General features: G+C 59.1%; 14 protein-coding genes. 6 read left to right on the top strand and 8 right to left on the bottom strand.

What is annotated here, in order from left to right:
• Positions 1-111: 111 nt before the first annotated feature.
• On the top strand, positions 112-738 hold the full coding sequence (rdgB, locus tag BOSE62_RS07255) for an RdgB/HAM1 family non-canonical purine NTP pyrophosphatase (protein ID WP_159643748.1): 627 nt from the start codon (positions 112-114) through the stop codon (positions 736-738).
• An 89-nt stretch (positions 739-827) separates the two neighbouring features.
• On the opposite strand, the gene BOSE62_RS07260 is transcribed toward rdgB, so the two are convergent.
• Positions 828-1,463 carry a CAP domain-containing protein gene (locus BOSE62_RS07260; protein WP_236553896.1) on the bottom strand — a complete coding sequence of 212 codons (636 nt, stop codon included), beginning with the start codon at positions 1,461-1,463 and terminating at the stop codon, positions 828-830.
• Here BOSE62_RS07260 and hemW point away from each other — a divergent pair.
• From hemW to BOSE62_RS07275, 3 genes are all read left to right on the top strand, one after another.
• The gene (hemW, locus tag BOSE62_RS07265) at positions 1,458-2,645 is read left to right on the top strand and encodes a radical SAM family heme chaperone HemW (protein ID WP_159643750.1); all 1,188 of its coding nucleotides are present in this window, start codon (positions 1,458-1,460) and stop codon (positions 2,643-2,645) included. The two genes, BOSE62_RS07260 and hemW, sit on opposite strands and share 6 nt — an antisense overlap.
• A gap of 86 nt (positions 2,646-2,731) precedes the next feature.
• Positions 2,732-4,519 carry a long-chain-acyl-CoA synthetase gene (locus BOSE62_RS07270; RefSeq protein WP_159643752.1) on the top strand — a complete coding sequence of 596 codons (1,788 nt, stop codon included), beginning with the start codon at positions 2,732-2,734 and terminating at the stop codon, positions 4,517-4,519.
• Positions 4,520-4,925: 406 nt separating this feature from the next.
• Positions 4,926-5,858 carry a tyrosine recombinase XerC gene (locus BOSE62_RS07275; RefSeq protein ID WP_159643754.1) on the top strand — a complete coding sequence of 311 codons (933 nt, stop codon included), beginning with the start codon at positions 4,926-4,928 and terminating at the stop codon, positions 5,856-5,858.
• Between the two features lie 48 nt (positions 5,859-5,906).
• Here BOSE62_RS07275 and BOSE62_RS07280 read toward each other — a convergent pair whose 3' ends face one another.
• Entirely contained in the window at positions 5,907-6,065 is a 159-nt protein-coding gene (locus BOSE62_RS07280; RefSeq protein ID WP_159643756.1) for a hypothetical protein, read from the bottom strand.
• Positions 6,066-6,219: 154 nt separating this feature from the next.
• A complete protein-coding gene (locus BOSE62_RS07285; protein ID WP_159643758.1) occupies positions 6,220-6,594 on the bottom strand; it encodes a hypothetical protein in 375 nt (124 codons plus the stop codon).
• A gap of 366 nt (positions 6,595-6,960) precedes the next feature.
• Between BOSE62_RS07285 and BOSE62_RS07290 the strand changes: the two genes are divergently transcribed.
• On the top strand, positions 6,961-9,477 hold the full coding sequence (locus tag BOSE62_RS07290) for a TonB-dependent receptor (protein ID WP_159643760.1): 2,517 nt from the start codon (positions 6,961-6,963) through the stop codon (positions 9,475-9,477).
• A gap of 203 nt (positions 9,478-9,680) precedes the next feature.
• Here BOSE62_RS07290 and BOSE62_RS07295 read toward each other — a convergent pair whose 3' ends face one another.
• The 5 genes from BOSE62_RS07295 to rsmI all read right to left on the bottom strand — a co-directional run bounded on the left by BOSE62_RS07295 (position 9,681) and on the right by rsmI (position 13,804).
• Positions 9,681-10,664 (bottom strand): hypothetical protein, encoded by a 984-nt coding sequence (locus BOSE62_RS07295; protein WP_159643762.1) that lies wholly within the window; start codon positions 10,662-10,664, stop codon positions 9,681-9,683.
• A 45-nt stretch (positions 10,665-10,709) separates the two neighbouring features.
• Positions 10,710-11,312 carry a DedA family protein gene (locus BOSE62_RS07300; RefSeq protein ID WP_159643764.1) on the bottom strand — a complete coding sequence of 201 codons (603 nt, stop codon included), beginning with the start codon at positions 11,310-11,312 and terminating at the stop codon, positions 10,710-10,712.
• Between the two features lie 21 nt (positions 11,313-11,333).
• Positions 11,334-12,290 (bottom strand): glutathione synthase, encoded by a 957-nt coding sequence (gene gshB, locus BOSE62_RS07305; protein ID WP_159643766.1) that lies wholly within the window; start codon positions 12,288-12,290, stop codon positions 11,334-11,336.
• 205 nt (positions 12,291-12,495) lie between these two features.
• On the bottom strand, positions 12,496-12,849 hold the full coding sequence (locus BOSE62_RS07310) for a YraN family protein (RefSeq protein WP_159643768.1): 354 nt from the start codon (positions 12,847-12,849) through the stop codon (positions 12,496-12,498).
• Between the two features lie 115 nt (positions 12,850-12,964).
• Positions 12,965-13,804: a 16S rRNA (cytidine(1402)-2'-O)-methyltransferase gene (gene rsmI, locus BOSE62_RS07315; protein ID WP_159643770.1), complete on the bottom strand. Its 840-nt coding sequence runs from the start codon at positions 13,802-13,804 to the stop codon at positions 12,965-12,967.
• Here rsmI and BOSE62_RS07320 point away from each other — a divergent pair, their 5' ends adjacent.
• Positions 13,805-14,998: a penicillin-binding protein activator gene (locus BOSE62_RS07320; RefSeq protein WP_236553897.1), complete on the top strand. Its 1,194-nt coding sequence runs from the start codon at positions 13,805-13,807 to the stop codon at positions 14,996-14,998.
• Positions 14,999-15,003: the final 5 nt, after the last annotated feature.

Here is a 15,003-nt window from a genome sequence, read left to right on the forward strand (position 1 = left end):
AATCTAGAGGAATTAGTCGTCATCCTGAACTTGTTTCAGGACCCCTTGAGAGCGCGCACAGACGTTGGAGGTCCTGAAACGAGTTCAGGATGACGAAAATGTGAGAAACCCATGACCCACCGCAAACTCACCCCCGGACGCCTCGTCATCGCCAGCCACAATCAGGGCAAAGTCCGCGAAATCCGGGCGTTGCTGGAGCCTTATGGCATCGAACCCGTGTCAGCGGGCGATCTCGATCTGCCCGAGCCGGAAGAGACCGGGACGACCTTCGCCGAAAATGCGCTGCTCAAGGCACGCGCGAGCGCGGAGGGGGCGGATTGCGTGGCGCTGGCCGACGACAGCGGGCTGTGCGTCGCGGCGCTCGGCGGCAAGCCGGGGGTCTACACCGCCGACTGGGCCGAGCGGCAATGGTTTGAAGGCGAGCCCGGCCGCGACTGGTATATGGCGATGGGCAAGGTCGAGGGAAAACTGGCCGAACAAGGCCCCGACGTCGACCGCAGCGCCTATTTTGCCTGTACCCTGGCGCTGGCCTGGCCCGACGGGCATTCGGAAGTGTTTGAAGGCCGCGTTCAGGGCAATCTCGTCTGGCCGCCACGCGGAAAACTGGGCTTTGGCTATGATCCGGTGTTTCAGCCGGTTGGTTTTGAACAGACGTTTGCCGAGCTTGATCCGGCGCAGAAGCAGGCAATGAGCCACCGGGCCGACGCGTTCCGGAAACTGGTCGAGAGCTGTTTCTGATTGGACTGTGCTCCGCACGTGATGCGGAGCTCAGGAGGCTTGAAACGGGCCGCCGATAGGGCTCCGCATCACGTGCGGAGAACATGGTTCTACCCCCGCAACGGGTCCCGGCCCATCACATTGCCGGCGGGGCTATAGCGACAGACCAGATAATCCCAATGCGCGCTGCTCGCCATGGCGCATCCGACCCGTCGCGTGGTCGGCCAGATGATCTGGGTATAATGGCCGATATCGCTCCAGTTGCCGGTGGTGCTGTTGTCGGGGAAGCGCCCCGGTTTGAAATAGCGATCCTCCTCGACCCATGAGCCGACCATGTCGACATGGCCATAGGCGTTCCGCGTCCCCATCCAGAGATTTTCGCCCTGCCGTTCGCGCCTGCCAGTCTGGCTGTCATGGCCGAATCTGTTGGTCCGGGCCATTGAGCGTGCGTAGACGGCAGCATCCTGCGCCAGTTCGTCGCTCCACTGCAAATGAGGCGCACCGACCCTCGCCCGCGTCTGGTTATGCGCGCGCATCATCACATTCTGCAGTGGACCGGCGGCCCGTCTTGCCGGGGCCGGCATGGCGCGCGGTGGCCGATATTCCATCGCGCGCGGCTTCGGCGGGGCCTGCACAGGCGTTTCCACCGCTATTTCCTGATAGGGAATTTGCGGCGGAATGGCGGAACAGGCCGCAAATAGTGGCGCGATCGCGAAGATAGGGCTAAGGGCGCGAAACTTATGCATGATCCGCACCATAAAGAGCCAGACGTTAACAAGTCCGTTACGGGACCGCTGGCGCTCTACATCCACTGGCCGTTCTGCGTCTCCAAATGCCCCTATTGCGACTTCAACAGCCATGTCCGCGAGCGGGTGGATATAGCCGTCTGGCAAGCCGCGCTGCTCGCCGATATGGCGCATGAAGCGGCGCTGACGCCCGGACGCATGCTGTCGAGCATCTTCTTTGGTGGCGGCACGCCCTCGCTGATGCCGCCCGCGCTGGTCGAGACGCTGATCGCCGCGGCGGAACGCCATTGGGGCTTTGCCGACGATATCGAAATCACGCTGGAAGCCAATCCGTCTTCGGTCGAGGCGGCGAACTTCCATGACCTTGCCGGGGCGGGCGTCAATCGGGTGTCGCTGGGCCTGCAATCGCTGGATGACCAGACGCTCGCGTTTCTGGGTCGTGCCCATGATGTCAGCGAAGGGCTGGCCGCGCTGGATACCGCGCAACAGGCGTTCGACCGGGTCAGTTTTGATCTGATCTACGCCCGTCCCGGACAGTCACTGGACGACTGGCAGAAAGAGCTCGAGCGCGCGCTGTCCCTCGGCACCGGGCATCTCTCGCTCTATCAGCTGACCATCGAGCCGGGAACGCGGTTCGAGACTTTGGTGCGCACCGGCAAGCTGGTCCCGGCCGACGATGACCATTGCGCCGATCTGTTCGAACTCAACCGCAGCATCATGACCGCAGCCGGCCTGCCCGCCTACGAGATCAGCAATCATGCAAAACCCGGTCAGGAAAGCCGTCACAATCTGACCTACTGGCGCTATGAGGATTATATCGGCATCGGTCCCGGCGCGCACGGGCGGCGGCTGGACAGCGCAACCGAGCGGCACAAGAAGCCGGAGAATTTTCTGTCGGCCGTGGAGCGCAACGGCAACGGCCTGAAGGTCGAACAGCCGCTGTCGCCGGAGACGCGGGCGGTGGAAGCGCTGATGATGGGGCTGCGCCTCGCCGAGGGAGTCGATCTGGCCGCGCTGGCAGACAAGACCGGACTGACGGTGGCGCAGTTGGTCGATGATGCAGCCATTCACCAGCTCGCCGGTCTGGGCTTGCTCGACGCCGCAGAAGAGCGGTTGACGATATCGCCCAGGGGCATGCCGCTGCTTGATGCACTCCTGCCAAAGATTATCGCAGACTTCTGAAATCACATGTGATTTTCTATCGCCCATGAGCGTTGAATATTGTCTGCATAGCTGTCACACTCCACAAAAATGTGGAGAGAGATGCCATGGGAATATTCAGCGTCATCAAGCGCGAGATCCAATTCACGCGGTCGCTGAAAAATGTGATGGCTCTGGTCAAGGATATCGATGCTGACGCGCCGATCCTGATCACCGACGATATCGAAGCCACAATCGACCGGTTTCCGGGTAATATTGCCTTTCATTTCGAAGGCAACACCGTGACCTATGCGGCGTTCGAGGAGCGCGCCAACCGGATCGCGCACTGGGCGCTGGCGCAGGGTTATCGGGCGGGTGACACAGTCGCCCTGTTCATGGAAAATGCACCCGATTTTGTCGCCACCTGGTTCGGCCTGTCCAAGGTCGGGATCGTCACCGCGCTGATCAACAGCAATCTGGAAGGCGCCGGCTTGGCCCATTGCCTGAATATCGTAGAGACCAGGGCGGTGATCACCACCGCGGATCTGGCGTCGCGGGTGTCGCATATTGCTGCCCAGCTGGAAGGATCGCCGGTACTGTGGGACTGGGACGGCGAGGTTGGTGAGGACCTCAACAGCGCCTTGGCCGCCCTGCCCGCCGATCGGCCGGACAAACGCCATCGCGCGCATATGACCGGCAAGGATCTTTTCCTCTATGTCTATACATCGGGCACCACCGGACTGCCCAAGGCAGCACGCATTTCCCACGCCCGCGCCCGGCGCAGCTTCCGCATTGCCATCTCGACCTGCCCGCTGACACCGGAAGACCGCATCTATATCACCCTGCCACTCTACCATGTGACCGGCGGTTTCATCGGCATGGGCGGCGCCTTGCTCAGCGGCGCATCGGCGATATTGCGGCGCAAATTCTCCGCTTCGCAATATTGGGATGACGCCGCCGACTATGGCGCGACGGTGGTCGTCTATATCGGTGAGCTGTGCCGCTATCTGCTCAACCAGCCGGACCATCCCAAACAGAGCGCGCACAAGGTCCGCGTCGGCATCGGTAATGGTCTGCGCGCCGACATCTGGCAGCAATTTGTCGACCGGTTCCAGGTCCCCAAGCTGCTCGAAATCTATGGTTCGACCGAGGGCAATATCTTCCTGATGAACTTTGACGGCAAGATTGGCGCGGTCGGCCGGATCCCGAAATATCTGGAGAAGCAGTTCGGCGATACCAGGATCGTCAAATTCGACATAGCCGAGGAACAGCCGGTGCGCGGCGACGACGGCTTTTGCATCCAAGCGGACTGGGACGAGCCGGGCGAGCTGATCGGGCGCATTTTCAAGGACAGCCCGTCCGATTTTTCCGGCTATCAGGACAAGGAAGCGACCGAAAAGAAAATCCTCCGCGACGTGTTCGAGAAAGGCGATGCCTGGTTCCGCTCCGGCGACCTGATGAGCCGCGATCGGTCCGGCTATATCTATTTCAAGGACCGGATCGGCGACACGTTCCGCTGGAAGGGCGAGAATGTCGCGACCAATGAAGTGTCCGAAGTGCTGTCGCAATATTCCGGGATCAAGACCGCCAATGTCTATGGCGTCGAGGTCCCCGGCACCGATGGCCGCGCCGGCATGGCCTCGCTGACCGTGGCGGATGATTTCGACATATCCGGCCTGCGCGCCTTTCTGGCCCGGGAAATGCCGCCTTATGCGGTGCCCCTGTTCATCCGGATCGAACCGGAAGCGCAGACCACCGGCACGTTCAAATATCGCAAGGTCGAGCTGGTCAAGGAAGGCTTTGATGTCAACGCCATCACCGACCCGATCTGGTTCTGCAAACCGGATGAAGAGGGCTATGCCAAGCTGACCCAGGCGGACCATGCGAAGATATTGTCGGGTGAATATCGGTTATAAAGCGTGTGCTCCGCACTTGATGCGGAGTTTTTCGGCGGTGCAGGTCTTGCCGCCAGAGCTCCGCATCGAGTGCGGAGCACATTGCGTTCATTCTCTCCCATAGGGAGAGGATGTCTGGTGCCCCTGCGCAGGCAGGGGTCCATCTCCAACTCGCGCCAAGATCATCATCCGGGAGATGGATCCCTGCCTGCGCAGGGTTACGAATCAGGACAATCATTTGAAAATGTCTGCCTCCGACCTCGCCGTCATTGCGAGGAGCGGATGCGACGAAGCAATCCAGAGCGGCGCGCACCGCTCTGGATTGCTTCGCTACGCTCGCAATGACGGGACCTGAATGCGCACGGTAATCCTCTCCCTATGGCAGAGGATGTTTGGAGATTGATTCCGGGTCTGCTAGATTCCCCGCATGGACAGCGCCGCCGCTCTTATCGATGCCTTCTCCGCCCATCTTCGCGATGACCGGCGGCGGTCGCAGCATACGGTGCGGGCCTATGTGACGACGGCCGAGCGTTTCACCGCCTTTCTGATGGACCATATCGGCGGCGGTGTGGCCGCAGACGAGGTCAAGGCGGTGACGCAGGCGGATATACGCGCCTATCTCGCCCACCGCAGAGGCGACGGCCTGACCAATAATAGCGCCGCGCGGGAATTGTCGGCCTTGCGGGCCTTTCTGAAACATGTCGGCGGCGACGAAGCACAGATACCGAAGATAAAGGGCCCCAAGGTCAAGCGCGGCGTACCGCGGCCCGCGTCGCCCGATGATATATTGGCGATTGCCGCAGACGTGCAGGACGGCGCCAGCAGCGACTGGGTCGGCGCCCGTGACTGGGCGGTGCTGCTGCTGCTTTATGGCTCCGGCCTGCGGATCAGCGAAGCCCTGGGTCTCACCGGAGACGCCCTGCCCCTGTCCGATACCCTGCGAGTCACCGGCAAGCGCGGCAAGACCAGAATCGTGCCCCTGCTCCCGCAAGTGCGCGAGGCGATCGAACATTATATCGATCTGTGTCCCTATCCGATTGCTGCCGATTTTGCCCGCTGCAAGCATGATGATATCAGCGGATCGCCCCTGTTCCGTGGCAAGCGTGGCGGGCCGTTGTCGCCCAATATGATCCGGCGCGTGGTGCAGCAGGCAAGGACCAGGCTCGGCATTGCCGACACCACCACACCGCATGCGCTGCGCCACAGTTTCGCGACCCATCTGCTGGCTGGTGGCGCGGATTTGCGCAGCCTGCAGGAATTGCTGGGTCACGCCAGTCTCAGTTCAACGCAGGTCTATACCGCCGTCGATGCGGCGCATTTGCTGGATGTCTACCAGAATGCCCATCCCAGGGCGGAGTGATTGTCAGGATGCGGTCAACGCTGTCAGCGTAACGTCACTGAACCGCTGTCAGCCGTCATCGCGAGCGCTGGTCTGGCTAACCTGCGTCAGCACATCAATCGCCTCGGCAACCTTCACTGCAGGAACGCTCAACTGCATTTCATCCAGCTGGACGAGCACATCGTTGAGTACCTGAATGAAGCCGGACAGTTGATCTTCGTTTTTCATCCCGAACACTTTTGCTATTGATACGAATATCAATGGTTATGAAGCCTGAAACTCACAAATCACTACCCTGATACATAGTGAGACTTCATAAGCAAAATGTCAAAATTTACATGTTATATATTGTAAAACCACGAAGAAAATTCCGATAGTCTGGTCAGGCTCTTTCGGTACCAGCTTCATTTTCAGCTGCCGCCGGGGCCGGTTTATCCGCGACATCCAGCACCATCTCGATCGTCGAAACCGCCTTGTCGGTTATTCTGAAGCTCCGGTCTGCTCCGGTTTCGGAGATATTGCCGGTCACCAGATCGTGCCCCGCCAGTACGGAGAGAATCCGGTCGAGATTGGTCGGGAAGCGCATCGCTTCGGACAGCGCCGATTCCCGCACCACGGGAGCCTTATCCCCTGCCGCATACAGGGTCAGCATCACCAGCCAGGTGTCCTCTCCGAGGTCGGAGATTTCGTCGCCAAATAACTGGTGCCGTTTTGCCGCCATGGCCAGAAGATCGTTCGCAATATCGGTAAAGCGCATATGCCTACCCCGTTTCTGTGATGGAGTGATTGGTGGCGTTCGCGCCAGCCAAACATCCCGCTAGACTGTGGCGATATATATGGCCGGCATGGACAACAATATGTACCTAGGGACAGGGTAGATCGCTGCGCCGCCTTGAGTGGTCCGATCCGGCGCTGCGGATTATCAGAAACCCTATCATAATGAATAGCTATAATTCACGGCGAGCCGCCGCTTTTCCGATAGCGCCTAATTCTTTAGCCAGTAGCGATTTCCGTATCGTCACGCATGATCGACGGGCAGATTAGCACCCATAATTCTATAAAAAAATGAATATGAGCGCTGAAACAATCATTGTTTTTTTCTGCACCAGGTGAGGAGTCTGAAATGAACAGGAAAGTACGTTACAACGAATCCATCTATACACGAAAATCAATCAAAGCCGCGCTGATGGGCTCGGCAATTGCCATCGGCACAGCCGGCATTGGCACGCCGGTACTGGCGCAGGATTCCGTCGAGGATAACGCCGGCAGCAACATCATCATCGTCACGGCGCGCAAGCAGAATGAAACGCTTCAGGAAACGCCGGTCACGGTCACCTCGATCGGTGGCGACACGCTCGACAAATTCCAGGTCAATGAAGTCGCCGATGTGGTGAGCCGCATTCCGGCGCTGAATGTCCAGGTCGGCGGTTCGGGGGCGGGCGGCCAGATCAGCCTGCGCGGCGTAGGCACAACCAATATTTCCGCCGCCTTTGACTCAGCCGTGGCATTTGATTTCGACGGCGTCTCGATGAGCACCATGCGACTGGTCCAGGCTTCCTTTTTCGATGTCGAGCAGATCGATATCCTGAAGGGCCCGCAATCGCTGTTCTTCGGCAAAAGCGCATCGGCCGGGGTATTCTCGGTTCGCTCCGCCAATCCGACCGCGGACTGGGAAGTCGGCGGCAAGGCCTCTTACGAATTTGAGGAAGAAGGCTATACGGTCGGCGGCTATATTTCCGGTCCGGTGAGCGACACGCTCGGCATTCGCGTCGCAGCGCAATATCAGAATATCGACAAATATGTCGAACTGGAAGCCGGCACGCCTTCGGTTTTCGCCGACAGTGGCAAGGCGCTGAAAAATTTCGTCGGCCGAGTGACCCTGCAATGGGATCCGACCGACAATTTCTCCGCCAATCTGAAACTCAACTATAATCATAATTTCGGCGACAGCCTGCTCGGCCATTCCGATATAGATTGCGGCGCCAACGGGCTCCCCGACGATGTGTTCCTTTCGGTACCCGGCGTTTCGATCCCGTCCAACTCGACCTGCGACATACAGGACGGGCTCTATCCCCATCCCGACGGTCATCCTGCGCTGCAAGTGATAGCGCCGGGTACCATCGGCGCGGACCGCTATCAGGGCCAGTCCTATAACGAGACCAATACCGTCTTCGTCCGGCTGGCGATGGATCTGGAACTCAGCGACACGCTGACCCTGTCGACCGTCAGCGGTTTTCTCGACCTCGACAACGAGCATATCGACCATTTCAGCTATGTCGGCATATTGCCCAATGGCGATCCCGGCGGCCTGCCTGCGCCCTTTACCGACGCGCTCACGCAGCATACGCAGGAAATCCGCCTGACCAGCGACTTCGACGGCATGTTCAATTTCATGGTCGGCGGCTTCTGGGAAAGCCGTAGCCAGCCGTTGCAGACATCGCAAAACGCCTTTCTGGGCTCGTTTCTCTTCCCGGATTCCCGCGGTATCACCTATGACTGGGTGGCCGACCGTACGACCAAGAGCGAGGCCCTGTCCTTCTTCGGCAGTATGAGCCTGGACATTACCGACGAGCTCGAACTGTCCGGCGGTGTGCGCTGGACTGACGAGCAAAAAACCCACCGGACATCCTTTCCGTTCGTCCACAATGCACTGACCTTCCTCAATGGTATTGTCGGCGGTATCGGGCTGGTGGTTCCCGAGGGTTTCCAGACCGGTCCAATCAAATTTTCCGACAGCAACATCTCGCCGGAAGTGACACTGAAATACCAGGCAACGCCGGATCTCAACTTCTACGCGTCTTACAAGACCGGCTTCAAGTCGGGCGGTGTCGACAACAGCAGCCTGCCGACCGCGTCGATCCAGCTGGTGGTGCCCGGATTTGCCGAACAATATCCGGCCCTTTATCCCGATCCCGAAGCGGCGCGGGCCGCGGCGCTCAGCTCGCTGATTTATGATTCCGAAACCGCCAAGGGCGGCGAAGTCGGGGTCAAGGCAATCTTCGGCAATGGCGCATTCCGCATCAATACGGCGGCTTTCTACTTCGTCTTCGATGATCTGCAGGTGCAGAATTTCGACGGCGCAGCGGTGCGCTTTCTGACGATCAATGCGGGTGAATTGACAACCAAGGGCTTTGACGTCGACTGGTCCTGGCGCACTCCGGTCGACGGCCTGAGCTTCTCCGGCGCACTCGGCTATACCGATGCCAAGTTCACCGACACGTTCATATCGCAGGATCCCGACGGCATCCCGGGCAATGCCGATGACGTCGATCTCGACGGGCGGAGAGCGGCCCGCGCACCGAAATGGTCTGGCAATATCGCCTTCGACTGGACCTTGCCGATGAGCGATACGCTCGAATTCGGAGTGAATGGCAACGCCGCCTACAGCTCGTCCTATTTTGCCGGCAACAATAATTTCAACGATTATGTCCAGGACAGCTATGTCACGCTCGACGGCGCCGTCTCGATCGGCCATCCGGACGGCCAATGGAAACTGTCCCTGATCGGCGTCAATCTGACCAACGAGATCTGGGCCAATACGGTCGGCGACCGGCCGTTCCTGCCGGCTGGCGGCGACGACCGCGTTGTCACCCAGAATCGTGGGCGGCAATTGTTCGTGGAAGCCGCTTTCAAGTTCTGATCGACACTCTCCCGTTGATCGCGTCAGGCCGGACCAGCAACTGCTGTCCGGCCTGATTTTTTACGCCGGACAAGAGACAAGTGCTCCCATTCCTGTTGAGAAAAGTGAGCTGGCAGCCTTTTGCGCGGTTACGGAGTGCCAAGTGCCAATAAGAGATCTGTCGAGGTGTAGAGGGACTATATTCGATCACCGGCGACGCGATGCTATCCCGAAGAATTCTCGGCCCGCATTTTGATGATGTGCAAAATATTGGCCTGAACATCGCCGAGCAGCAGATCACCCCACAGACCCAGATATAAATCCATATGGCTACGCATTTTATAGCGGGTGGTCAAAGCCAGCTTTGACCGGTTATTGCCCATTTTCTTGATCTCGTAGCGACCCGAGATGATCTTCAGCTTGTCACCATCCGGTGAAATATGCCGGTCAGTATATTGTTGTACACTGTCGTCGGGAAAGCGGAAATTCCAACTCAGCATGGTCCCTTTTTCGAAACCGGTAACAACCTCTTCAAATCGAATATTTTCGCCCCATTGCGCTTTCCGGATCAGCCCGTCGCTTTCGCGCTGAATTTTTGCTTCGCTCGGACGGGGGACCATTAAAATATCCTGGGTCAGGTTGAATGTCCCTTCATCGGACGAAATTGCGGGAATGTTGATCAGCAGAGGCCACACGGTTTTTGCTGGCGCTTCGATTTCGATTTCACGAGACACTTCCCAACTATTCCATTCTGGCGGTATCCTCTGTTCGGCGGCCAGCAGTGCTAAGGGAACGATGACCCAGCCTGCAGACATCAGACGGGTCCTTCCTTGTTTCCTTGCTTCTCCGGCATTCCACCGGTTGACGAGTGCTCCGACAGCAGCCGCCGGAATCCACAGTGGAAAAAGCATCGCGATGCAGATCAGACCCTCAATATTGGCGAGATACGTGAGCAGGAAAATGATTCCCAGGCCCAGGGTTACGAAGCCGATGCAGCCGAGCATGGACTTACTGCCATTGGGGTCGGCGAATTGGACGGTCAAGCCGCCAAGCGCAGCAGGGATCACAAGCAAGGCAACCAAACCCGCGTCGCTGAGCCCCCACAGGTCGCTATAGAATAACAGCAACGCCGTCCCGAACAGGATGGTGAGCAAGGTCGCCGTCAAAACATGATCCGCTCGACCAAATTTTCTACCGGTTTCGGACATCGCTATCACCACCCTTCCGCATCATCCGAATGTGGACAGCCTGCCTCATCCTCCCTTCGGCCGCCAGAAGATAATCCGCCAGATGTAGACCACGACCAGCAACCCGATAACGCCGAGCGATACGGGGCCCAGATAGCGCCCGATATCATCGATATTCTGCTGCAGCATATAGCCGGCAAAAACCAGCGCGCTGTTCCAGACTGCAGCGCCGGCGCTGGTGGCGAGGATGAAGCGTGTGTGCGACATGCCGAACAGACCGGCGGGCACGGAAATCATCGTCCTTATATTGGGGATGAAGCGGGCGACAAAGACCACCCACTGGCCGTGATTGTCGAAAATCCGGTCTATCCGGTTAACCGTCTCGACATCAAGTGTCAGCCAGCGGCCATGTTTGCGGACGAAAGCGCGCAGATCATCCTCGTTCCAGTGGCGCCCGACCATGAACCAGACATAATTGCCCGCCAGCGAACCGATGGTGCCGACCAGCACCAGCCAGGCCGGGTGGAATGTCCCCTGCCCCACGCCGACGCCGCCCAGCCCCATGATCAGCTCGGACGGGATTGGCGGAAAGATATTTTCCAGCGCCATCAACAACGCAATGGCCCAATAGCCGCCCTGCTCGATCAGGTCTGTGACCCAGCTGTTCATCGCGTGCGGATCCCCGCCTGCTTATTGCGCCGCCAGCCGCCGCTCGATCGCATCCCAGATCATGCCTGACGTGTCCGTGCCGTTGAAATTATCGATCGCGACAATCCCGGTTGGCGAGGTCACGTTGATTTCGGTCAGCCATTTGCCGCCGATCACATCGATGCCGACAAAGATCAGGCCAAGACGCTTCAGGTCGGGCCCCATCGCCGCGCAGATTTCCTTTTCCCGGTCGGTCAGATCGGCCGCTTCGGCATAGCCGCCCTGCGCCAGATTGCTGCGGAATTCGCCTTCGCCCGGCTTGCGGTTGATCGCGCCGGCGACTTCGCCGTCAACCAGGACGATGCGCTTGTCGCCCTGATGCACCTCGGGTAGGAAGGGCTGGACCATATGCGGTTCCGGCCAGGTCTGGTTGAACACCTCGAATAGAGCGCTGAGATTGCTGCCGTCTTCCGGCACCAAGAAGATCGCCTTGCCGCCATTGCCGTGCAGTGGTTTGACCACCACGCCGCCATGTTCCGCCTGAAACGCGCGGACTTCGTCAAGGTCGCGGGTGATCAGGGTTGGCGGCATGAACTGGGCATAATCAAGCACATAGACTTTCTCCGGCGCATTGCGGACGGAGACGGGGTTGTTGACGACCAGTGTCTCGCCCTCGATCCGTTCGAGCAGGTGCGTCGCGGTGATATAACCAACGTGGAAAGGCGGGTCCTGGCGCATCAAAACGACGTCGACATCGCTGCCGAGGTCGAGTTTTACGGACTCGCCGAAGGTGAAATGGTCGCCCTTCACCGGCTGCACGGTCACCGGATGGGCGGGCGTGGTCAGACGGCCATTGGCCTGCAGGGTCAGGCGCTTCACGTCGTAATGGAACAGTTCGTACCCGCGCTTCTGGGCGGATAGCATCAGTGCGAAGCTGCTGTCTCCGGCGATATTCACGGTCTCCATGGGGTCCATCTGGACGGCAATTTTCAGGGTCATTTCTATTCCTTAGACATTTTCAAACCCGCTTACCGTTCGTGTCGAGCCTAGTCGAGACACATTGGCATTGCTGCAAGCGTCTCTCGACTTCGCTCGAGACGAGCGGGGGAGTTGGGTTTCTAACCGCTAGCCCCGAACTTGTCGAAGGGCCTTTTTGTTTAGCGGGGCAAAGAGAAAGTGCGATCCGCCCTTCACCGGTCACACATCAGAACCCGTGCCAGACGTTCGTCAGATGGACAGGCAGCCGCCTTGGCGCGATCAGGATCACGTCGATCCGGGCGTCTTCCCCCTTCGTGCAATAGCGCGGATAGAGGATTTCCACTGCATTGGCGACGCGCTGCAGCCGTTTCAGATCGATCGCCAGCTCCAGATCTTCCAGTCTGGTGCGCGCCTTCACTTCGACAAAGGCGACGAGGCCCCCTCGTTTGGCCACCAGATCGACCTCGCCGCGCGGCGTACGCACCCGTTGGTCCAATATCCGCCAGCCTTTCAGGCGCAGGAAGCGGGCAGCAGTCTTTTCCGCCTGGCGACCGCGCTTCTCGGCAGCTTCGCGTTTCACGGCGAAACCAGCGTTCGTGTTGCGCTTGTCGATATATTTTGCCCGTCAAAGCGACGCATGCCCGAGAAACGCCCTTCGACAGACCCAGAGCGATCGGCTTGTGGGTATCGGCGTTTCATTTTTCCGACTTCCAGCGGTTGGCCAGATCGTAGAGCGCCTTGCGGTCGGTATTGAAGGCCTTCGCCACCTCGCCTGCTGCCTTTGAGGCCGGCAGCCTTACCAGCGCCTCGCGCAGCGCCGCCTCGATTTCTGCTACGCTGGCTGCTTCCGGCGCGCCCGGTGGGCCGATGATCACGACAATTTCGCCTTTCGGCTTTTCCGAACCGTAGCGGTCGGCCAGTTCGCGCAGCGGGCCGGTCACGGCTTCCTCGAAACGCTTGGTGATTTCGCGGACCACCGCAGCCTTGCGGTCCCCCAGCACCGCCAGCGAGTCAGCCAGCATCGCTCCCAGCCGCGAGCCGTTTTCATAAAAGATCAGGCTGGCATTGAGAGAATGCAGCACCGCCAAAGATTCGCGTCGCGCCTTGGTTTTGCTCGGCAGAAATCCTTCAAAAAGAAAACGATCGCTGGGCAGCCCCGACAGGGTCAGGGCGGCGATCGCGGCGCTCGGGCCGGGAATCGTCGTGACATAGAGGCCCGCCGCCTGCGCATCGCGAACCAGCTTGTAGCCGGGATCCGATATCAGCGGGGTACCCGCATCGCTGACAAGTGCGACAATTTTACATCGCACCGCATCCAAAATACTTGCGCGATCGGCTGCAGACTTATGGTCATTATAGACCATCATTCTTGACTTTTTACCTATGTGATTCAAAAGTTTGCCCGTCACTCTTGTGTCTTCGACCAAGATGATATCAGCGGCCGCAAGCGTTTCTTCGGCGCGGCGCGACAAATCTCCGAGGTTGCCGATAGGCGTGGCGACGATATAGAGACCGGATTGGGCAGGAGCAGACATATGGCGGTCATGGCAGACAAGATGCATCTAGGACAAGATCAAAGCAGACGGCGCAGTATTTTGAAGTGGGCGGGTCTCTCCGCCATCGCGATGCTGGCCGGCTGTTCGACGGTTGTACCACGCGGCGCCGAACCGGTGCGGACCGACGCGCCGGCGCCTCCTCCGGTTACTGCAGGGCTGCCCGACGACCAGAAACATCATCGCATTGCACTGCTTGTGCCGCTGACCGGGAAAAATGCCGGCGTCGGCCAGTCGCTCGCCAATGCGACCACCATGGCGCTGCTCGATACCCAGGCCGACAATATCCGCATGACCAGCTATGACACGGCCAAGGGCGCTGCCCTGGCAGCGCAAAGTGCCATTCGCGATGGCAACAAGCTGATCATCGGTCCGCTGCTCAGCGACAATGTTGTAGCGACGGCCAATATCGCACGGCCAGCCGGCGTACCCATCCTGAGCTTCTCCAATGACAGCGGCGCCGCCGGCGATAATGTCTTCATATTGGGGCATATCCCGTCGCAATCGATCAACCGGGTCGTGACCTATGCAAAATCGAAAGGCATGAACCGCTTTGCCGCGCTGGTACCCAATGGTGTTTACGGACAACGCGCCTCCTCTACCCTGTTGCGCAGCGTGAAAGATGCCGGCGGCACAGTAGTGTCGATCCAGACGTTCAACCGCGATTCCAAATCAATCGAAGCGGCGACCAAGAGACTTGCCGAAAATGGTGATTTCGAAGCGGTTTTGCTTGCCGACAATGGCGACATGGCGATCAAGGCCGCGCCCTATATTCGCAAGAATGCCAGCGGCACAGCGAAAATCCTCGGCACCGACCTCTGGAACACCAGCAGCAATCTGGCCGGCGCGCCGTCGATGCGCGGCGCCTGGTTCGCAAGCGTTTCGGACGGATTGTACAAGCAATATGCCGACAAATATCGCGCCCGCTATGGCAAGGCGCCGTTCCGCCTGTCGAGCCTCGGCTATGATTCGGTGCTGCTGACCGTGAAGGTTGCGCGCAACTGGAAAGTCGGCGAGCCATTCCCGATCAGCCAGCTTACCGACAAGGGCGGTTTTATCGGACTGGACGGCGTCTTCCGGTTCAAGAGCAACGGCGTTTCAGAGCGTGCGCTGGAAGTACAGGAAATCCGCAACGGCAGCTTCACCGTCGTCGATCCGGCACCCAGAGGGTTCTGATCGCT

It is taken from the genome of Sphingorhabdus sp. 109 (assembly GCF_902506555.1).
In the GTDB taxonomy this organism is placed as follows: domain Bacteria; phylum Pseudomonadota; class Alphaproteobacteria; order Sphingomonadales; family Sphingomonadaceae; genus Parasphingorhabdus.